The following is a 19,852-nucleotide window of genomic DNA, read 5'->3' as shown; positions in this document are numbered from 1 at the left end:
GATATCGCCGCCCTGATCAGGAGTTGCCTCTTTGCTGTTGGGAAGTACCGCCCTCGAGAAACTCCTCTGCAATCCGCTGCAGACCGGCTCGCTTGAAGATCTCGTCCCGCGCGTTCACGATTCCTGGAACGTGGAATTTCCCGGCCTCGCCGCGCTGCCCCGTTTCGACGGCGAGACCCGGCGGCTCAGGGTCTGCATCGCCACCGAGGACATCGTCGGTCCCGTCCGAAACGGCGGCATCGGCACGACCTATTCCTATCTGGCGCAGCTCCTGGCGCAGATCGGCTACGACACGACGATCCTGTACCTGAAGGGGCAGGAATGCGAGAACGGCACGATCGAGGAATGGGTGGAATACTACGCCCAACGCGGCGTGACCTTCGTACCCGTGCCGAATTACGGCGGCATCGAACGGATCCAGACCTCGGCCGACCGCTGGCTACTGGCGCCCTACAACATGATGCGCTACCTGCTGGATCACCCGATGGACGTGGTCCACGTCTCGGAGTGGCGCGGTTCGGGTTACCTCAGCCTGCTCGCCAAGCGGCAGGGCATCGCATTCCAGGACACGCTCTTCATCGTCAAGACGTCATCGCCCTGGCTCTGGAACCGCCTCTACGGGTCGCAGCCGCTGGATCGTCTCGACGACCTTGCCAAGACAACGGCGGAACGGCGCAGCGTGGAATATGCCGACATGGTGATCGGCGGCAGCCTGCACCTCCTGCGCTGGATGGGCAGCCAAGGTTACCGTATTCCCCGCTCGCATACCTTCGTCCAGCCCAATGTCGTCTCCTTCGACCATCTCCGCGATCTCATGGCGGAGCGGCCGGTGACGCCGGGCATGCGACTGCCGATCGACGAGATCGTCTTTTTCGGCCGGTTGGAATCGCGAAAAGGGCTCTTCACCTTTGTCCAGGCGATCAAGCGCATCATCCGCTCAGGCGGGCGCCTGCCGCCGCGCATCAGCTTCATGGGCAAGCCGGGCGCACGGCTGACCGCGCGGCCGAACCAGGACATCCTCGATTATATCCGCTCGGAAACGGCGGACTGGCCGGTCGAGGTGCAGATCCTCACCGAGTTCCAGCAATATGACGCGATCCGCTATCTCCTGAGCGGCGACCGGCTGGCGGTGATGCCGTCCATGATCGAAAACTCATCGCTGGCCGTCTACGAGGCTGCGATCTGCGGCATCCCCTTCGTCGCTTCCGATTCCGGCGGAACGCCCGAGCTGATCGCGGCGGAGGACCATGGCTTCGTGCTCTGCGATTCCCATCCGATCCCGCTCGCCGAGAAGATCTCCGAGGCGGTCCGGCTCGGTGGCTATGTCGCCCGGCCGAGCTTCCACAACGACGACGTCCTGGGCGAGTGGAGGCAGTTCCACCTCGATCTGTCGCGCGGGCTGAAGGAGCATCTGCTGAAGAGGGCGCCTCCGCCGGTCCTGCACGAGGCCGCGACTTCGGCCTGCCTCTACCATGTAAGCGGGGACGCGGAACTCCGCCAAACCCTCGATTCACTGGCCGCGCAGGGGCATCTGCCGGCGGAAGTGCTGGTGGCGGTCGATGGCGACGATCCGGATGGCGTTAGCCAGGTGGAGCGGATGGGCGCGGAATATCCGTTTTCCGTTCGCGCGATCGAGGCGTTCGACCTCGATAGCGGGCCGGCCTTCAACCTTCTGGCCGGGCAGGCGAGCGGCGAATTCCTGCTGTTTCTCTGGGCCGGTTCGACGCTTCGCGCCGAGGGGCTGACCGCGCTTTCCGGGATCGCTCAGGCCAGCGGCGCCGATGTCGTGAACTACTTCTACCGGGTCGCCCATGGGCCGGAAAAAGCGGACCGCGACTATCTCAGCGCCATCGTGCTGGGCAGCGTGACGGAGGCTTTCTTCCGCACCGACCTGACGGCGCTGCCGCTGTTCGTGCGCGCGTCCGCATTTGCGGTCACCGGCGGGTTCTCCACGGATTACCGTGTCCTCGGGCAGGATTACGAATTCGTGGCCAACGCGCAAATCAACGGCCTGCATTGCGAGACGGCTCTGGTCGAACTCGGCACCGTTCCTGCCTGGAACGAGGAATGGCTTTACCAGCGCTGTTACGACGAGCCGGTCAGCCAGTTCCGCGCCATTCGCCCGCAGCTTGCCTCCGTGCCGTTGGCGCTTCGCGAGCTGCTGCTGATGAGCAAGGGCCTGCAGGCGCGGCCGGGCGGCGGTGGGAGGGCCAAGCCGGGACGTTCGGCGCCCGCCCGGGCCTCCGCCGGTCCGGCCGCCAAGGGCACGTTCTCGCGCATGTTCTCCGCCTTCATGGGCGACGTGGCGGACGCTGCGGAGCCACAGGCCGCTCCCCCGTCCTCACCCAACCGGACGGTCCGCAACATCGGCGAGCAGATGGCGCGCTCCCGCCTCGATCCGGAGGGGCGGTTCAGCGGCGCGGTGCTGACGGCCCGCAAGGGCGAGCTTCTCGGGCTGATCGTGGACGAACAGCAGCCGGCGCGTCCGGTCGAGCTGGAAGTTCTGATCAACAACAAGCCGGTGTCGCGCATCAAGGCCAATGCCGATCTGCCGACCGCGCTGAACCTGCCGAAGGCGCTGCAGCGGCACGGCTTCGTGCTGCCGGTCTTCAGTAGCCGCTTTCCACTGGGATTGCAGCGGCGCGGCAAGAGCGTGTCCTTCCGCATCGCAGGGACCGACATCGCCTTTCCCGCCTCGCTCGTGGCGCCGCCGGATCGGCCGCTGCAGAGCTTCGGCATCGAGGGCTATTGCGATCCGAGCCAGAGCGGCGTCGTGCGCGGCTGGGCCTGGATGCCGAAGCAGCCGGATGCCGTCGTGGATGTCAGCATCTTCATCGACGGGCGCTTCCTCGCGCGGATCCCGGCGGATGCGGAGCGGCTCGACCTTCGCGACAACGGGATCGGTTCGGGCGCCTACGGCTTCTCGATCACCGTGCCCAAGGTGCTACGGGAAGGCCCCGCCAAAACCGTGGAAGTCGTCTCGTCGGAGACCGGACTGCTCCTGAAGCGCGGCTGGCTGCTGCTGGAGGGCAATTCCGTCCAGTTCGCGAAGGCCTCCCGAGACGCCCGCATCGGAGCCGGCGCATCTTTCAAACGCAAACTGCCGGCCCGAGGGCCGGCAGTGAATTGATCCAAGAAGGCTATGGCCCTCAGGCCGTGGCGGCCAGCGGCGGCTCCGTCGTCTCGACCGGCTGCGGCTCGTCCCGTCGCCAGGTGGAAACGCAGGGGATCTTGCTCTTGTCGCAGCGGTGAGCGAAGCGCTTGGCGATGGTCTGCACCTCTTCCATCAGCCCGTCTTCAAGCTTGGTCGGGTTGAGGCCCAGCGCCAGGAACTGCTCGTTGCTGACGACCAGTTCGTTCTCCGCCGCCTCGACGCGAGGATTGCGGACGTGCTCGTAGGGCACGCCGGTCATTTCCGAGATCTTCTCGGCGAGGTCGATCAGGCGATGCGTTTGCGTCATCTGGTTGAGGATCATCACGCGATCGCCCTTTTTCGGCGGGTTCGCGATGGCGATCTCGATGCAGCGGACGGTGTCGCGAATATGGATGAAGGCGCGGGTCTGGCCCCCCGAACCATGCACGGTGAGGGGATAGCCGATCGCCGCCTGCATCAGGAAGCGGTTCAGCACCGTGCCGTAGTCGCCGTCATAGTCGAAGCGGTTGATCAGCGCTTCATGCCGGGCGGTCTCGGGGGTCTGCGTTCCCCAGACGATGCCCTGGTGGAGGTCGGTGATCCGGATGGCGTTGTTCTTGTTATAGTAGAAGAAGAACAGCTGATCCTGCGTCTTGGTCATATGATAGACGCTGCCCGGATTGGCCGGGTAGAGGACCTCAAGGTCCTGCGGGCCATTGGCGGTCTGAACCGTGATGGGCAGGTAGCCTTCCGGGATCGTCAGGCCGGCGGTGCCGTAGCCGTAGACGCCCATCGTGCCGAGATGGACGAGGTGTGAATCCACGCCCGCTTCCACCATGGCGCAGAGCACGTCGTGCGTGGCGCAGAGATTGTTGGAGACGGTGTAGCGCTTCTGGCGCGCGCCCTTCATGGAATAGGGGGCCGCCCGCTGCTCGGCGAAGTGCACGATGGCCTCGGGCTGCACCTCGCTCAGCAGTTCCACGAACTCGTGGAAGTCCTCGCCCAGCGTCAGGTCGACGAAGCGAATGGTCTTGCCGCTCACCTCTTTCCAGGCCGCGAGCCGGGCTTCCATGGTTGCGATGGGGGTCAGCGATTCGGCGCCGAGCTCCACATCGATCTTCCGACGCGAAAGGTTGTCGACGATGACGACCTCGTAGCCCAGATTGGACAGGTGAAGGGCTGTCGGCCAGCCGCAGAATCCATCGCCACCCAGCACCATCACGGTGCCCTTGGCTCTCGGGTGTCGCGTCAGAATGCTCATGCCATCAGGCTCCCGTGTTCCTCGCGTTCCAATTTGCGTATCACACGCATTGCTTCAAGAAGGCTGGTGATCACAACCTTCTTCTCGCTCTCGCTGGCGCCGTTCTCGACATATTCCAGAACTTCGCGAACCGTCTCGGGAAAAGTGAGGGTGGCGACTTGCTTCCGCATCTGCCCGGCGCGGCGATAGACCTCGATCGTTTCGGCAAGATCCCGTGCCTCGTCGTCGGCCAGCGTCGAGGCGATCTCGTCGGGCACGTCGAAGGTGCTCTTAGAAACGACGCCGAGACGCTCCCGCTTCACCGATCCCGTTGCATCCTGGTATGTTCGAAGCACCCGGAGGCTCTTAGGCTGGTCTATAACGATAAGCATAGGAAGGTACCCACCTCGTTCAATGCGGTATCAGGATAAAGCCTCTGGAGTTCCCCACCATAAACCGCAGGGTGATTTTAATAACTCCAGGTTGTGGTTCTGCCGAAATGTTTTGCCAAGAATAGAATTGTTTTAAGTCTATTATTTCTCAATAGCTCTCTGGGGCATCATTGTTCTGAAATCTCACTTCCGCCCCCTATAACGCGTCTCGCCCGTTCCGAAATTCTGGGTGAGACCCGTGGCGGGATCGTAGACCCAGGCATTGCCCTGCGCGTCCGTGCCATAGGACAGGGGCTTTGTCGTGGCACTGGTTCGGCCGGGTGCTTCGTAGTGCCCCCAGCCTGCGCCGGCCTGTTGGCTGCCGATCGCACTGTTCACGGCGCCCGGATTCGGCTGGTCCGCCGCCGCGCCGCCGGACGAGGTCGCGCTTGGAGGCGAGGTGCCATAGGGAAGGCCGAGCGTCTGGCCCGTTGCCGGCCCGCTCGCCGCTGCTGCGAGGAGAACCGCGCAGGCGATCGCGAACCGGGCGGTCGACGGCACCTTGCGGCAGGCCAGCGCCCGCGGGGCAGGCATGCCGCTCATCGCGCGTGGTCCCGGATGGCGCGGACAAGAACAAGTCCGATGAACCAGAGGCACGCGGCGATCATGGCCGTGCGCATGGTGGCGAGGAAGGGCCGGGGATAGCTGGCGCTTTCCGGCAGAGCGGGTTGCACATAGGGCGTGAGATAAAGGTGCTGGGCGGCAGCATTGGCGCGGGCCTGGTCGAGTGCCTGCATGGTGCTGACCAGCATGGTCTGTGCGTATTGCCGATCCATGTCGAGCTTCTCGTATTGCGAGACCACGCGCGTCAAGGATTCGCTGCCGCCGCGATTGTTGCCGACCTGCCGCTCGATGCTGGCGAGCTGGTCGCGCGTGGCATTGATCCGCGTCTGCACCGTTTGCACGGCCGGCGAGGACGCATCGAGGTGCTGGCGCGTCAGGGTCGCCAGCTGCGTTTGCAACGCGCTCAGATTGGCCCGCAGCGTCTTGGCCAGATCGATGTTGCTTGAAACGAGATTGGAGTTGGGGTCGATCACGCCTTCCGTGTTGCGGTAGGCATCCATCGCGGCCTTGGCCGTCTGCATCCGGTCCTGCGCGCGCTGCACCTCCTGCTCGGCGAAGCGGACGGCGTCCTTCTGGGAGCGCAAGGCGAGATCGTTGATCAGCTCTTCCGAGAGCGTCACCAGCGTCCGTGCGATCAGCTGCGCGTCCTGCGGCCGGAACGCCTTCACCCGGGCGTTCGCGATGCCCGTCACCGGGTCGAAGCTGGCGCTGATCATCCGCTTCCAATAGGCGACGAAATCCTCCATCGAGCGGGAATCGTCGAAGCGGGAAAACCGGTCGCCCACATCGCCGGAATAGAGTTCGCGGATGTGGATGCGCTTTTCCAGTTCGTCCACGGCCTGCCGGCTCGTGAGGAAATCCGTGACGATGTAGTTCTGCTGGCTGCCACCGGCACTGCTGCCGCCCCCGCCGATCACCGTCGCCAGCGTCTGGAGGCTGCCGGAACCGGAGCTTGCGCTCGTGTCCGTCACGGAGAAGCGGAATTCGGAGACGTACTCCTTGGAGGCGATGAAGAAGGAATAAAGCGCGGTCAGCAGGATCGGCAGGAGCACGAAGACGGCGAAGGAAAGCGCGATGGCGCCGGTTCGGCGCTCCTGAATGCGCGGCAGGGACGGCAGGTCCGGGATGCGCTGCTGCTGAACCTGGGGGACGGCCGGAGGATTCTGGGGCTTCCAGTCGGGCCAGACTTCGGAGCGAAGGGGCGGCAGCGGGGCGGGCAGGGGCTCCGTCCGGGCGACGGCCCGGCGCAGCGCCGCGGTCTCGGCGGCTGCTCCGGAGCTTTCCTGCTCGCCGGGAGCGTCCTGCCCCGGACGGTCCTCGGCGGCATAACCCTCGCGATAGGACTCGGCGCTCTCCCGGGCAGCGAACCCGCGGTCCCCGATTCCTTGGCTGTGATCCGCTTCGGGGACAGTCACCAATGCTTCTCCGCGGAGCGTGTCTGCAGGAGATTATCACGAGAGATTCGGAAATGTCACCACTGGACCGAAAGGAGAATCTGATCATAGTCACGAGAATTGGCAACTGGACCGTGATAAATCACGATATCGACAAGTGAAGATATGCAACCTATTGGTGTGTATTGTAAATCTACTTGCGTCATGGATATCTTGATCCGGGCAGAGCCGGGTCCTGACAGGATCGGCACAGTCCATCTGTGAAATACTTCATGGAGCACTCCGTCCAACCACTCTGTTCTTTGTCGGACTTTGAAAGGTCCTGGCTGGAAACCGGGGCGGGAATGGAGCCTGACTCCGGGTTGGGAGCGGGGTCGGGCATCGAGGATGCATGGTCGCGCGCGTTTCCCGATCTCCGGAGCGCCGCGCCGGAGGGGCCGGCCAAGGTCCGGCCGCTTTCCATCTGCATCGTGACCGAAGACATTGTCGGCCCGGTGCAGAATGGCGGCATCGGATCAACCTATGCGGTATTGGCCGAGGTGCTGGCCGCCTCCGGCCACGATGTCACGATCCTCTATCTGCCCGGCCACAAGGTGGATGTCGGCTCGGTGGAGGAATGGGCGGAGCACTATCTGCGGCTCGGGGTGAGGCTGGTGGCGGCGCCCAACCACGCGATGCGGGAAGGCCTTGTCGGGCCGCAGGAGCGCTGGCTGCGCCCGTCCTTCAACATGATGCGCTATCTTTCCGAGCATCGCTTCGACGTGGTCCACTTGTCGGAATGGCGCGGCGCGGGGCTCCTCAGCCTGACGGCGAAAGAGCAGGGCCTCGCCTGCCGCGACACTCTCTTCGTGGTTAAGTCCTCGTCGCCCTGGCTGTGGAACCGCATGTACGGACTGCAGCCGCTGGAGCGGCCGGACGAACTCGACCGCATCTACGCGGAACGGCGGAGCATCGAGCTTGCCGACATGGTGGTCGGCGGCAGCGCGCACCTGCTTCGCTGGATGGCGGCGCAGGGCTACGAACTCCCGCCGGGCCGCACATACGTCCAGCCGAACATCCTGCAGCTGCCCTCTGTCCTGCCGACGCGGCCGGATGAGGCGGGCCAGCGCCGGGCCGTGGATGAGATCGTCTTTTTCGGACGGCTGGAAGCGCGCAAGGGACTGGTGATCTTCTGCGACGCGGTCGCCCGCATGATCCGCGAGGGCATAAAGCTTCCCCCAGTCGTCAGCTTCATGGGCAAGCCCGGCGCCCGCCTTCCGGCGCGGCCGGACCAGTCCGTCGTCGATTTCATCCGCGAGGTGACGGAGAACTGGCCGACGGACGTGCGGATCCTTTCCGAGTTCCCGCAGCCGGACGCGCTGCGTTATCTGCTTTCCGGCAAGCGGCTCGCCGTCATGCCGTCGCTGATCGAGAATGCGTCGCTGGCCGTCCACGAGGCGGCGGCCGCGGGGATACCGTTCATCGCTTCGGATGTCGGCGGCACGGCCGAACTGATCCGCGCCGAGGATCGCGGCGAGGTGCTCTGCCGACCGCACCCGATCCCGCTCGCCGCCTGCCTGGCCAAGGCGCTGGCGGAGGGAGCCTATGTCGCCGCCCCCAGCTTCGACAACGACGCCAACACGGAGGTCTGGCGCGCTTTCCACCGTCGCCTGTCGACCCGCGCGCCCGCCGCTCCGCAACATGAACGGGAGACGGCGGCGTCGCCGGAGCCGTCGCTGGCCGTCTGCATCTATCATGCCGGCGATCTCGAAAGCCTCTCCCGAACTCTGGGTTCGCTGGATGCGCAGGGGCGACCGCCGGCGGAAGTCGTGATCGCCATCGATTCGCCCGCGCATGGTGCGGTCGCGGCCGCCCGCGAGCTGACTTCGGCCCGGGAAACCGTCCGCGTCATCGATACCGCCGACCAGGATGCCGGCGCATCGCTGAACAGTGCGGCCGCGATCGCGACAGCCGACATCCTGCTTTTCATCTGGAGCGGGATGGAGCTGGCCGAGCGGGCGCTCGCCGAGACGGCCGGCATCTTCGATGCCTCGGGCGCCGATTGCCTGAACTTCCTGTTCCGGGAAGAGGCGGCGGACGGGGAAGGACGGCAATTGCTGCGGGCGCCGATCGTCGCGGAGCGAGGCGGCGGCTTCTTCTCCCACGAGGTCGCGGCCCAGCCGCTGGCCGTGCGGCGCGCCTGCTTCCGGGCAACGGGTGGCTTCACCGGCGATTACCGCGTGCTGGGCTACGAGCGCGAATTCGCGATACGCGCGGCCCGCTCGGGCTTTCGCTGCACGACCGGCCTCTCGGTCATCGGCACGGTTCCCCGGCTCTCCCGCCAATGGCTGAGGGACCGGGGCTATGACGAACTGGGTAGCGCGGTGCGTGCCGTCCGCCCGGAGCTTGCGGGGCCGTCCGGCGAGATCGCGGGCGGCCTTCTTCTCGCCAAGGGATTGTTCACGCGGCTGGCCATCCAGCGGCAGCGGCGTCTCGAACTGAATGCCCCGCCATCCGCCAACCGCACGATCGTTGCCCGTGTGGGAGCGATCCTCATGGCCGGGCGGAGCGGCCGAGAAGTCCTTGCACCGCATGACCCCTCCCGGAGGGGCCGAGGGCCCGCCGCGGGTTCCATGCTGCTGACGGGCGAAAGCGCCGAGGGGCGCGTCCTCTTCGTGCGTAACGGCGCGATCCACGGCTGGGTGCGCGACCGGCATCGTCCCGGCGAATACCTGACGCTGGAGGCCGTCTGTGCGGGCCGGGTCGTCGCGGTGGATACGGCCATGCGGCGGGCGAGCTTCGCGCGGGCGGATCTCCCGCCGAGCTGGGACGGCCATCTGTTCCAGCTCCCCGCCTTCGCGCCGGGGCTTCTCGCCCGGCTCGCAACAGGAACCCGCACCGTCCAGCTCAGGATCGCAGGCACGGGGGAAATTCTGGGCGCACCGATCGAGGTTTTCGCGCCGGCCGCGGATATCGGACCCACGCGCTTCGAGGGCTTCTGCGATCCGAGCGACGAGGGCGTGGTGCAGGGCTGGCTGCGGTCGCGCTCCGACGCCGATGGCGAGCTCGATGCCGCGATCTTCCTGGACGGGCGATTCCTGGCTGCGATCCGGGCGGACCAGTATCGCGACGACCTCGCGCAGAAATCGGTCGGCACGGGCGAACACGGCTTCCGCCTGCGGCTGACGGAAAGCCTGGGCACGGGCGAGGCGCACCGGATCGACATCGTCATCGCGCAGAACGGCCTGCGCCTGAAACGGTCGCCGATGGTGATCGCCGGACGGCAGGTCCGGCAACGACGATTCTGGCCCTGGGCCTGACGCAACGCTGGCAGAGCCGGCTCAACTCGAAGGACCTGACGATGCGGATTCTGATCACCGGCGGCTGCGGCTTTATCGGGACCAACCTTGTCGCGACACTGAACGGAGCGGGGATCCACGAGGTCAGCGTCTTCGACAACGAGAGCATGGGCAAGCGGGAGCACCTTGCCGGCCTGAAGGCGGATTTCATCTCCGGCGACCTCGCCGATCCCGATGCGATCCACGCGGCGCTGGAAGGCGTGGACGCGGTGGTGCATCTGGCCGCCGACACCCGCGTCATGGATTCCATCGCCGATCCCATGTTCAACATGCGCTCCAACGTGGTGGGCACGCTGAACCTCCTGGAAGCCATGCGCGCGCGGGGCATCATGCGGCTGGTGAATGCCTCCACGGGCGGCGCGATCGTCGGCGAGGTGGAGCCGCCGGTTCATGAGGAGATGGTGCCCCGGCCGGCCTCGCCCTATGGCGCTTCCAAGCTCGCTGTCGAGGGCTATTGCAGCGCCTATGCCGCAAGCTACGGATTGAAGGCGCTGTCGCTGCGCTTCGCCAATGTCTACGGCCCGCGCTCCTTCCACAAGGGCAGCGTGGTGGCCGCGTTTTTCAAGACGATCCTGGCCGGGCGGCAACCCGTCGTCTATGGCGATGGCAGCCAGATCCGCGACTTCGTCTTCGTGGAGGACCTCTGCCGCGGCATCCTTTCCGGTATCGAGCGAGGTGCCTCCGGGGTGATCCAGCTGGGCTCGGGGCGGCCGACGTCGCTGAACGAATTGCTGGACACGATGCGGGACGTGGTGGCGCCTCGCGCGCTGGAGGTCGATTATCAGCCCTTCCGTCCGGGCGAGGTGGTCGCGACCTATTGCGACGTCTCCAAGGCGCGGCGGGAACTCGGCTTCGACCCCTCCACCCCGCTGGCCCATGGCCTGGCGCAAACCTGGGACTGGTTCCTGGGGCAGCGAGGGGAGGCGCCCGCCGCCTGACGGTATGGGGCGGCGAGCGTCGATGGCACCCTTGTTTGATATCCGCGACTGGTTTGATATCCGAGACTGGGATCGGCGCTTCGGGCTTCCCGTTCTGCGCTTTGCCGTCGAGCGCATCCTCCTGGGGCGCCTTGCTCTTCCCCGTGGGGCGGTTCGGCTCCTGCTGTCTCGCCGGCTCCGACAGATCGGGCCGTCCGTGGAGAGCGGCTTCTACCTTCGCCAGCTGAATGGTGCGGCCCGTGGGGCCGCCGCGCGCGATCCGGTGCTGCACTATCATCTCGTCGGCCGCTTCCAGAACTGGGCGCCGAACCCCGGTTTCGACCCGATCTTCTACCGCGAGCGCCACCCGGAGCTGCGCTGGCATGACGATCCGGTGCTGCACCATGCCCGCCTGGGGGGAAAAGCCGGCCCCACGGTCCCGCTTAGGCCCGTCGGGCGGCGGGAAAGGGGAAACGCCGCGTCGCGCCCCGGGGTCCTTACGCTGCACCACTCCCGCGGCGGCGGCAGCAGCCACTTTCTCGACCTCTACGAGGAAAGCCTGCGCCGCCGGGGCTTTCGCCCGGTGCGCCTTTCCCGCCTGAGCCGGGCCGCGCCGCTCTTCCAGGCCGTGGACACGGAAACCGGCGAGGCGCTTTCGCCCGTCTTCGACCTCTTCGAGGAACCGGAGCGCGTGGGCGAACTGGCTGCCGCCACGAAGGCGGTCGCCCTCGTGGTCAATCATCTGGTGGACCTCCCCGCCAGCGCGTTCTCGCGATTGCCCGAGCTCTGCCGCGTGGCCGATCTGCGGCTGGGCGTCATCCTGCACGATTATTTCTGGATCTGCCCGCGCATCAATCTCGTGGATGCGGAGGGTCGCTTTTGCGGAGGGCAGAAGGGGCGCGCGTGCGTCGGCTGCGTGCCGGCGGAGGACGGCGGAGCTCAATCGCTCGAGCAATGGCGGAGCGAGGCGCATCGGTTCCTCGCCGCCTGCGACCGGATCATCGCCCCCAGCCGCGACCTCGTCGACCGACTGCACCGCCACTGGCCGGATCTTTCCATCCGGGTCTGGCGCCCGGAAGACGACAACGAAATCACGCCACCCCGAATGCCGTCCATCGGGCCGGGAGAAACCCTGCGCGTTGCCGTGCTCGGCCGGCTCAATGTGGCGAAGGGCTACGAGGTGGTGCTCCGGCTGGCCGAAGAAATCGCGCGGCGCAAGGCTCCCGTCCGGCTGCTCCTGCTTGGCCAGTCCGTCGGCGATGCCGCGCTACGGAAGGCCGGCGTGGAGGTGCTCGGGCGCTATCCTCCCGGCGGGGCGGAGGATCTTTTGCGGCGGACGGCTCCGCACGTCGTCTTTATCCCCGCGATCTGGCCGGAAACCTGGTCCTTCGTCCTGACGCATGCCCTCCGCGCGCAAGTGCCGGTCCATGCCTTCGATCTCGGCGCGATCGCGGAACGCCTGCGCGCCATCGGTCATGGCACCTTGCTTGATCCCGAGCTTGCGGATAGGCCCGGTGACCTGCTCGACCATTTCCTCGCGCTCCTTCCTGATGCGACCGGGCAATCGGCAGCCGCACGCGAAACGGGAGAGTTGCAGGAATGAAATGGCGGTTTCCGGCGCTGATGCCCTCGGGGCGGCTTCGCCGGCCGGTTCGCAGGATCATCGCCGTCCAGGCGGGACCGAACCCCTCGTTCGACTATTATCTCGGCCCCCGCCTGCGCCGGTTCGGCAAGATGCCCTACGAGATCGTGGACATCGACCGGGTGCCGTCGCTGCTCGACGCGGAACGGCTGGACGGGACGCTGATTCTCTTCTGCCGCTATCTGACGGCCGCATGGCTGGACCTGATCGAGGCGCGGGGTGGCATTCTGGCCGGGGTCGCGCTGTTCCTCGACGACGACATCGATGCGCTCTTCGCCGATCGCAGCGTGCCGGCGGACTACAAGCTGCGCCTGCTCAGGCTGCACCTCAGCCATCGCCGCCGGCTCGCAAGCTGTCTCGACCTGCTCTATGTCGCCAATCCCCGGATCGCGGAGCGCGATAGCCTTGCCGAGCTCCGGCTGCTTTCCCCGATGTCCGGCCCTCGCGATGAGCCTCGATCCCGCGAGCCGCAGATCGGTCTGCGGGTGGCGTTTCATTCCACCTCCGTGCATCGCGGCGAGCATCGGTGGCTGCGCCCCGTCCTGCGCGACGCGCTGAAGGCGGAGCCCGGCATCACGGCCGAAGTGGCGGCGGGCCTGCGGCTGCGGCTTCTCTGGCGTGGCCAGCGTGGCATCCGCTTCTTGCGGTCGCGATCCTGGCCCGATTTTCGCCGCGACACGGCCGAGCGCGGCGCGGACCTGCTGCTGGCACCCCTGCTGCCGAGCCCCGCCAACGCCGCTCGTGCCGCAACCAAGCGTATCGATGCCATGCGGCTCGGCGCGGCGCTGCTGGTTTCGGACGCGGAGATCTACAAGCCGAACGCGGAGGAACTGGCGCTCGGCATGTGCGTGCCGATCGAGCCCGGCCGCTGGAGCCAGGCGCTGGTGGCGCTCGCCCACGACCGGCCGAGGCTGGAACGCCTGCGCGATCTCAACCGGGCGCACGTCGAGACGATGAACGCGCGCGCCGAGCCGCTCCTGCGGCCGAAGGAATTGGCTGGCCTTAACCTCTGAGCCGTTGGAGGGCCTGAGCGAAGCGGGCGACCAGCGCGCCGTCGATGGCCGAACCGCAGGTTTCCAGCACGAAGCGCTTTGCGCCTTCCCCGTCGTTCTTCAGCCAGTTCGTCGCCTCGCCGCCAAGGCGTCGGGCGTAGCGAAGGGCGGGGTCCTGCAGCACCCCGATCCGCAGGCCGGCAGCCTGCGCGCGGGCGAAAAAGGCCCAGTCGGAAACCGGCGCATGGTACCCCGGATCGGGAAAGCCGCCGAGCGCCAGAAACGCGTCCCGCCGCATCATGGCGGCGCGGTCGCCGAAGCCGTTGAAGAAAAGCCCGGCGCTCGCGGCTTCTCCCATGAAGATGAAGCGGCCGGTTGAGACGCCTTCCGCAGCGTTGCCGTCGACGAGGTCCAGCGTCGTGGTGACGATGTCGAACCATCCGGCTCGCAGGGCGGTGGCGAAGCGGGAAAGACCGTCTTCGGTGAGAATGTTGTCGTCGTCGAGGAACAGCAGGGCATCGCTTCCGGCCTCCGCTACCGCAGCGTTGTAAGCGGCTGCCGGAGAGAGATGGCGCTCCGACCGGACCAGCCGAACCGGATGCGGCGTCGCGGCCCCAAGCACCGGCAAGGCGAGCGGGGCGTCGCCGGCATTGTCGAAGACGACCAGTTCGACGGCGCAACCCGGACAATCGCCGACGCTGGCGAGCGCCTGCAGCAGGGTGGCCTCGCGATTGCGCGTCACCACGCAGACGCTGATGCTCTCGATCGCGGTGTTCTGTGTCGCGGGTGATCGGATGGGTGCTGCAGCGATCTCGCGCAGGAGCGCCGGCCAGTCCGTCGCGTCCTCCGGTACGTTCGAAGGTTTCGGCGGCGTGCGGAGCGCTGCCGCGATGGTATCGGCGAGATCCTGCGCGTTGGCCGGGCAGGCCGGTCCGGCGCCATCCTCGCCGCTATCGTAAGCGGCGGTCGCGATCAGCGGCACGCCGGCCTTTCGCGCCATCCGCAGCATGGGGTCGTCGCCGCATCGAAGGGCCGCGAAAACGGCGAGGCGGCCGGGCTCGGCGAGGGTTTGGAGCATGTGTTCGCGATCGGTCGTGCCTTCCAGCCGGAAGCGGAAATCCCAGCGGGCGGCGCGGACCCCCATGTTCTCCAGCGAAATCGCTCCGTCGCGCTCGTTGGCAGGGCCGAGAAAGGTCACCGTGCGAGGTTCGAGTTCACCGCGTCGCGCCAGCTCTTCCATGGCATCCATGAAGAGGTAGGCGCCGTTTTCCCGGGAAAGCGGCCCGACAAAGGTGATGTCGCGGAGCGGGGATGGGGCGGGTCCGGTCGGCGCGATGTCGGGCAGCGGCAGGCCTGCGTTGAGGATCGGTGGCAGGTCGGTCCCGAGCGTTCGGATCTCGTCCAGCGCGTGCTGGCCGGGCACGATGAGCCGATCGGCAAGGCGGAGGCAGGTCCGTTCCATCGCGTCGGCCACCAGCGGTGAAAGCCCGCTGGGTGCACGATCCTCGCCGAGCGCGACCGAGCGCGACGGCCGGTGTCCCCAGAGCGCGATCCGTGTGGTGCCGAACGCTTCGCCGCAGGCCCGCATGGTGAGCAAGCCATGGGCGATGCCGCCCCCAAGCGGCGCGACGATGAGGTCGAACGTCTCGCCGCGAAGCTGCTGGGTAAGCCTGTATGTGTCGCGGAGCGGGGCGGTGTCGCCGGCGCGACCGCTGCCGCAAACCAGCGGAAACGGCAGATCCGCGACGTCTTCGTCGCTCGCGAGCAGCACGGAATGGCCGGCGCGGGTCAGCTCCGCCGCAGCCGGCGCAAACCGGTTCGGCTGCGCGCCCCAAAGCCCGTGGCGCGCGGTATCGAGGAACAGGATCCGCATGGGTGTGCTCATGATCGCACTGCGTGTCGCCCGATCCTGAACGTGGCGAGCAGGGTCCCCCGCTCGGCGTCGACCAGCGTGCAGCGGCCGCGAACTCCTGGACGCAGCGGCAGCGTGAAGCCGTGCAGGCCGTCGAAACCCTCGGGCATGTCACGTCGCGCGCGCGTCGGTCGGCCTTGCGAGAGAACACGTTCGCCCTGCCGCAGCGCCAGCAGCGGCCTGTAGCTCCGATCCTGGCGATCGAGAACCCAGCCGGTGAGGGCGCGGCTACCATGCGCGCCGTCGATGCGCGCGCGCATCGATCCGCGGTCGAACTCGAGGGGCGGGACACCGTCATCGTCGGCGAACGGACTGCCCGGCAGTTCGAAGCCGCCATCTTCGACAAGGGCGCGGATACCGGCGGCGCTCCCGACAAGCTCCAGCGGCACGGCGAAGCCGTGATGCCCGTCGCCGATGCCGGCCGCTGCGAGATCGGCACGGTAGCGGTCCGCCAGTGTTTCCAGCCGCTGGCCCGTCCGCGAGACGAGGATCACTCGCTGCCGCCGGGAGGGCTCACCGGGATCGAATGCCCAGCCGTGCAGCAAGCCGCCGCCGATCCCCTCCAGTCGCCCCTCCTTGCGAGTCGGCCGCCACCATGAGGGATGAGGCGAAAACCCTGGTCGGGGCAGCGAAAACAGATGAAGCGGCATGGACCCCGGACCTTTGCGGAGGGAAACTTACCAGCGGCGGAGCGCGCCGCAAGCCCGCCCTTGTGAGGCTTCCCGGCGGCCCTTATGCTTTGTTGCAAGACCGGGCCGTGGGAGCTTCGGGGTATCGGAGTATCTCCGCCCGTCCATGTGGACAGCGATCTCTCTTTGCCTGACGCTTGCCGTCAGCGATTTCGTCGATTCCTTCGCGCGGCCGAGGCGCCGACCCTTTTGCGGCGGCTGGCGCGCCTTGCTGTTCCGCTTCGCCGCTCTCGCCTGGATCTGGCTGGTCGCGCTGGCGATATCGCGCCGTCCCGCCTTCGCCTTCGTCGCGACGATCGTGACCGGCGTCATCCTCGTCGTTATCTCGAACCTCAAGGCGCTCAGCCTTGCCGAGCCGCTGGTCTTTGCCGATTTCGCCTTTCTCGGCCCGATCCTGCGCTACCCCCGGCTCTTCTATCTTGAGCGGCGGGCGGTTCTGCTGATCGTCGCCGCGATTGCCGTCACCCTGGGCCTGATCGTCCTGTGGTGGCATGTGGAGCCGGTCGCGCTGGGTGGCGCGATGTGGCTCATTCCGCTGGCTGGCGCGCTCGCTTTGCCCATCGTCGTGCTGCTGCGGCCTGGCGGCGGATGGCTTGATCGGCTCGCCGCCGGCGTGGCCCCGGTCCCCCGTCTGGACGGCCATCTCGGGAGCCTTGGGCTCGTCGGCTCGCTCGCCGCCTACTGGACGCGCTGGGTCGACGAGGGGCGGCGGCCGCAGCGCGGTCCCTCCATACCGGCCCCCGTGATGGAACGCGGCGACTACGATGCGGTGCTGGTGATCCAGGCGGAAAGCTTCGTCGATCTCCGGCGTCTCGGGATGGCCGGACTGGACCTTCCCGCATACGATTCGCTGAAGGAGCGCGCCCGCGCCACGGGTCTGATCGAGGTTCCCTGCGTTGGCGCCTATACGCTGCGCCCGGAAGCGGCCGCGATCACCGGGCTCGGCTTCGACGATCTCGGCTTCGGCGGCTTCCATCCCTATCTCCGCAGCCGGCGGCTTGCACCCTTCGCCCTGCCGCGGGCGCTGCATGGCGAAAGGTGGGAGCGGATCTTCGTGCATCCCTACGATCCCGCCTTCTTTCGTCGCGAGATCGCTATCCCGCGCTTTCGCTTCGACCGCTTCGCCGACATCTCCTGCTTCTCCGAGGCGGATCGCGAGGGGCATTATGTCGGCGATCTCGCAGTCGCGGATTTCCTCATCGGTGCGTTTCGCAAGGCGCGGGGCGAGGGCAAGTGCCTTTATGCTCAGGCGGTGACGATGGAGGCGCACGATCCCTTCGGGCCGGGTCGGCTTCCCGGAGAGGACGATCCGGTGCGACAGTTCGTGCATCACCTCCGCAATGCCGACCGCATGCTGGCGCGTCTCGCCGAGGCGCTCGACGCGGAAGCCCGGCGCGTGCTGCTCGTGCACTACGGCGACCATGTGCCCGTCCTGCCGGGCTTCGCCGATCCGTTCCCGGATACGCGGACCGACTTTCTCGTGGTCGAGCTTGGCCGGGAGGCCGAGGCGACGCCGGTGCTAGGCACCATCTCGCGGCCCGAGCACCTGAATGCGCTGGTCCGCGCGGCGCTTGTACTGGAGGCCCCATGAGGGGGGACAGAACAGCGGGGGCACGTCATTTCCTCTTCCTGCAGGGGCTGGCGACGCCGTTCTCGTTCCGGCTGGCGCGCCGTCTTAGCAGGGCCGGCCACCGGACGACGCGCGTGCATGTCTCCGGCGCGGATCTCGTCTTCTGGTGGGGACGGGCGATCCTCTATCGCGGCCGCCTCGCAGACTGGCCGGTCTTCGTGGCGGACCTGATGAAGGGGCGCGGCGTCACCGATCTCGTGCTCTTCGGCGACTGCCGGCCGTACCATCGCGCCGCGATCGAGGCGGCGGAGCGTCTGGGCCTCCGGGTGCATGTCTTCGAGGAAGGCTATCTCCGGCCGGGCTGGATCACGCTGGAGCGGGGCGGGACCAACGGCTATTCCCGCCTGTCGCGCGATCCCCGGACCATCCTCGAACGGGCGGCGCGTCTCACCGGGCCGGAGGCGTCCTCAAGCGTTCGCAGCAGCTTCTTCAACCGTGCCGCGTGGGACGTCGGCGCGAACATCGTCGGCTTCGCCTTGTCGCCGCTCTTTCCGCATTACCGCTGGCACGGTCCGACGCATCCCTTCCGGGAATATGCGGGCTGGATGGCCCGTTTCGCGCGGGCACCCGGGGAGGGCCGCCGGTCGCGGCGGGTAGTCGACGCGCTCCTCGGTTCCGGCAAGCCGTTCTTCCTCGTGCCGCTGCAACTGCACAGCGATTATCAGATCCGCGTGCATTCCCGCTTCGAGAGCCCGTTCGAGCCGATCGAGGACATCATCGCCTCCTTCGCCCGGCATGCGACGGGGGAGAGCCAGCTCCTCTTCAAGCTGCATCCGCTCGATCCCGGCCTCATCCCCTATGCCCGCGAGATCGCCGCCATCGCCGGCCGGCACGGCGTGGCCGACCGGATGCATTTCATCAAGGACGGGCATCTGCCCACGCTGACCACGCGCTCGGAAGGCGTGGTGCTGGTCAATTCCTCGGCCGGACTGCTGGCCCTGCAACTCGGCAAGAAGCTGAAGGCGCTGGGCCGCGCGATCTACGACATGCCCGGCCTGACCTTTCAGGAGCCGCTGGACCGGTTCTGGACGAGCCCGGACGCGCCGGATCCCGAACTCGTTCTCGCATTTCATCGCGTCTTGATCGCGCAAACGCAGATTACCGGCGACTTCTTCACGCGCGACGGCATCGAACGCGGAACGGCGGCGGCTGCCGCGCGGATGCTGGCCGGGGATGCGGAATGAAGCGAGACTTTCGCGCGATCGTGATCACCGGGGCCTCCAGCGGGCTCGGTGCGGCGCTGGCCCGGCACCATGCCCGTCCCGGCGTAACGCTGCTGCTGATCGGCCGCGATGAAGGGCGGCTGACCGGCGTCGCGGAAACTTGCCGCGCCGCCGGGGCCAGCGTGGAAATCGCTGCCATCGACATTCGCGAAACCGAGGCACTGGCCGCCCGGCTTCTCGCCTTCGATGCAGTCTTCCCGGTGGATCTCGTCATCGCCAATGCAGGGGTGGAAGCGAGCCTCGGCCCGGGCCGCTCGGCGGAACCTCTGGATGCCGCGATCGAGCAGTTCCGCGTCAATCTGGAAGGCGCGGCGGCCACTGTCACGCCGCTGCTGGAGCCGATGCGCGCGAGACGGCAAGGCGCGATCACCCTGATTTCCTCATTGGCCGCGATGGAGCCGATGCCGGACCAGCCGGCCTACAGCGCCAGCAAGGCGGGTCTTGCCGCCTGGGGTCATGCGCTTGCCGGCTGGCTCCGACCCTTCGGCGTCACGGTCACGATCGCCTGTCCCGGCTTCATCGCGACCGGCATGACGGAGAGCTACAAGGGCTGGCGCCCCTTTGAGGTGAGCGCGGCGGACGCCGCCCGCCGCATTGCCGATGCGACGGCGCGGGGAAGACTGGTGCTGGCGTTTCCATGGCCGCTTGTCTGGCTGATCCGCCTCGGCCACCTCGTGCCGCGCATTCTGCGCAACGCCGTCGTCGACACGCTCTTCCGCTTCACCGTGGAGAAAGGACGCGACTGAG

General features: G+C 67.2%; 14 protein-coding genes. 8 read left to right on the top strand and 6 right to left on the bottom strand.

Annotated elements, in window-relative coordinates; all coding sequences use genetic code 11:
* The first annotated feature begins 37 nt into the window (after positions 1–37).
* A complete protein-coding gene (locus tag BMY25_RS07340; RefSeq protein ID WP_177176769.1) occupies positions 38–3,130 on the top strand; it encodes a glycosyltransferase in 3,093 nt (1,030 codons plus the stop codon).
* Positions 3,131–3,149: 19 nt separating this feature from the next.
* On the opposite strand, the gene BMY25_RS07335 is transcribed toward BMY25_RS07340, so the two are convergent.
* From BMY25_RS07335 to BMY25_RS07320, 4 genes are all read right to left on the bottom strand, one after another.
* Positions 3,150–4,394 (bottom strand): NAD-dependent epimerase/dehydratase family protein, encoded by a 1,245-nt coding sequence (locus tag BMY25_RS07335; RefSeq protein ID WP_092495988.1) that lies wholly within the window; start codon positions 4,392–4,394, stop codon positions 3,150–3,152.
* The gene (locus tag BMY25_RS07330; RefSeq protein ID WP_092495987.1) at positions 4,391–4,696 is read right to left on the bottom strand and encodes a hypothetical protein; all 306 of its coding nucleotides are present in this window, start codon (positions 4,694–4,696) and stop codon (positions 4,391–4,393) included. The genes BMY25_RS07335 and BMY25_RS07330 overlap by 4 nt, the downstream gene beginning before the upstream one ends.
* 252 nt (positions 4,697–4,948) lie before the next feature.
* A complete protein-coding gene (locus BMY25_RS07325; RefSeq protein ID WP_092495986.1) occupies positions 4,949–5,347 on the bottom strand; it encodes a hypothetical protein in 399 nt (132 codons plus the stop codon).
* Positions 5,344–6,783 (bottom strand): KpsE/RkpR family capsule polysaccharide export protein, encoded by a 1,440-nt coding sequence (locus tag BMY25_RS07320; RefSeq protein ID WP_143061905.1) that lies wholly within the window; start codon positions 6,781–6,783, stop codon positions 5,344–5,346. The genes BMY25_RS07325 and BMY25_RS07320 overlap by 4 nt, the downstream gene beginning before the upstream one ends.
* 323 nt (positions 6,784–7,106) lie before the next feature.
* On the opposite strand from BMY25_RS07320, the gene BMY25_RS07315 reads away from it, so the two are divergent.
* From BMY25_RS07315 to BMY25_RS20730, 4 genes are read left to right on the top strand one after another with little or no spacing between them, the layout of a single operon-like run.
* On the top strand, positions 7,107–10,061 hold the full coding sequence (locus tag BMY25_RS07315) for a glycosyltransferase (RefSeq protein WP_177176768.1): 2,955 nt from the start codon (positions 7,107–7,109) through the stop codon (positions 10,059–10,061).
* 41 nt (positions 10,062–10,102) lie between these two features.
* Entirely contained in the window at positions 10,103–11,038 is a 936-nt protein-coding gene (locus BMY25_RS07310; protein WP_092495983.1) for an NAD-dependent epimerase/dehydratase family protein, read from the top strand.
* A 22-nt stretch (positions 11,039–11,060) separates the two neighbouring features.
* A complete protein-coding gene (locus BMY25_RS07305) occupies positions 11,061–12,620 on the top strand; it encodes a glycosyltransferase (RefSeq protein WP_177176767.1) in 1,560 nt (519 codons plus the stop codon).
* Positions 12,617–13,672, top strand: a complete 1,056-nt coding sequence (locus tag BMY25_RS20730) for a hypothetical protein (RefSeq protein ID WP_092495981.1) — start codon at positions 12,617–12,619, stop codon at positions 13,670–13,672. The genes BMY25_RS07305 and BMY25_RS20730 overlap by 4 nt, the downstream gene beginning before the upstream one ends.
* Here the strand turns inward: BMY25_RS20730 and BMY25_RS07295 are convergent.
* Positions 13,662–15,536: a glycosyltransferase gene (locus tag BMY25_RS07295; RefSeq protein ID WP_092495980.1), complete on the bottom strand. Its 1,875-nt coding sequence runs from the start codon at positions 15,534–15,536 to the stop codon at positions 13,662–13,664. The two genes, BMY25_RS20730 and BMY25_RS07295, sit on opposite strands and share 11 nt — an antisense overlap.
* Positions 15,533–16,108 carry a hypothetical protein gene (locus tag BMY25_RS07290; protein WP_238858209.1) on the bottom strand — a complete coding sequence of 192 codons (576 nt, stop codon included), beginning with the start codon at positions 16,106–16,108 and terminating at the stop codon, positions 15,533–15,535. Before BMY25_RS07290 ends, BMY25_RS07295 begins: the two co-directional genes overlap by 4 nt.
* Before the next feature lie 250 nt (positions 16,109–16,358).
* Here BMY25_RS07290 and BMY25_RS07285 point away from each other — a divergent pair, with 250 nt between their 5' ends.
* The 3 genes from BMY25_RS07285 to BMY25_RS07275 are packed head-to-tail and all read left to right on the top strand — an operon-like array spanning position 16,359 to position 19,851.
* Positions 16,359–17,843 (top strand): sulfatase-like hydrolase/transferase, encoded by a 1,485-nt coding sequence (locus BMY25_RS07285; protein WP_177176766.1) that lies wholly within the window; start codon positions 16,359–16,361, stop codon positions 17,841–17,843.
* Positions 17,840–19,066 (top strand): capsule polysaccharide biogenesis protein, encoded by a 1,227-nt coding sequence (locus tag BMY25_RS07280; RefSeq protein WP_092495977.1) that lies wholly within the window; start codon positions 17,840–17,842, stop codon positions 19,064–19,066. Before BMY25_RS07285 ends, BMY25_RS07280 begins: the two co-directional genes overlap by 4 nt.
* Positions 19,063–19,851, top strand: a complete 789-nt coding sequence (locus tag BMY25_RS07275) for an SDR family NAD(P)-dependent oxidoreductase (RefSeq protein ID WP_092495976.1) — start codon at positions 19,063–19,065, stop codon at positions 19,849–19,851. The genes BMY25_RS07280 and BMY25_RS07275 overlap by 4 nt, the downstream gene beginning before the upstream one ends.
* The last annotated feature ends 1 nt before the right edge of the window (position 19,852 follow it).

Origin of the sequence: Faunimonas pinastri (genome assembly GCF_900110915.1) — a bacterium.
In the GTDB taxonomy this organism is placed as follows: domain Bacteria; phylum Pseudomonadota; class Alphaproteobacteria; order Rhizobiales; family Afifellaceae; genus Faunimonas; species Faunimonas pinastri.
Note: the sequence above shows the minus strand (reverse complement) of the source record. Positions and strands in the feature narration are given on the sequence as shown.

Bases quoted from the DNA above. Each gene is read 5' to 3' on its own strand.
- BMY25_RS20730 (WP_092495981.1), top strand. From the start codon at position 12,617: ATGAAATGGCGGTTTCCGGCGCTGATGCCCTCGGGGCGGCTTCGCCGG.
- BMY25_RS07280 (WP_092495977.1), top strand. From the start codon at position 17,840: ATGAGGGGGGACAGAACAGCGGGGGCACGTCATTTCCTCTTCCTGCAG.
- BMY25_RS07285 (WP_177176766.1), top strand. From the start codon at position 16,359: ATGTGGACAGCGATCTCTCTTTGCCTGACGCTTGCCGTCAGCGATTTC.
- BMY25_RS07310 (WP_092495983.1), top strand. From the start codon at position 10,103: ATGCGGATTCTGATCACCGGCGGCTGCGGCTTTATCGGGACCAACCTT.
- BMY25_RS07295 (WP_092495980.1), bottom strand. From the start codon at position 15,536: ATGAGCACACCCATGCGGATCCTGTTCCTCGATACCGCGCGCCACGGG.
- BMY25_RS07325 (WP_092495986.1), bottom strand. From the start codon at position 5,347: ATGAGCGGCATGCCTGCCCCGCGGGCGCTGGCCTGCCGCAAGGTGCCG.
- BMY25_RS07335 (WP_092495988.1), bottom strand. From the start codon at position 4,394: ATGAGCATTCTGACGCGACACCCGAGAGCCAAGGGCACCGTGATGGTG.
- BMY25_RS07275 (WP_092495976.1), top strand. From the start codon at position 19,063: ATGAAGCGAGACTTTCGCGCGATCGTGATCACCGGGGCCTCCAGCGGG.
- BMY25_RS07315 (WP_177176768.1), top strand. From the start codon at position 7,107: ATGGAGCCTGACTCCGGGTTGGGAGCGGGGTCGGGCATCGAGGATGCA.
- BMY25_RS07305 (WP_177176767.1), top strand. From the start codon at position 11,061: ATGGCACCCTTGTTTGATATCCGCGACTGGTTTGATATCCGAGACTGG.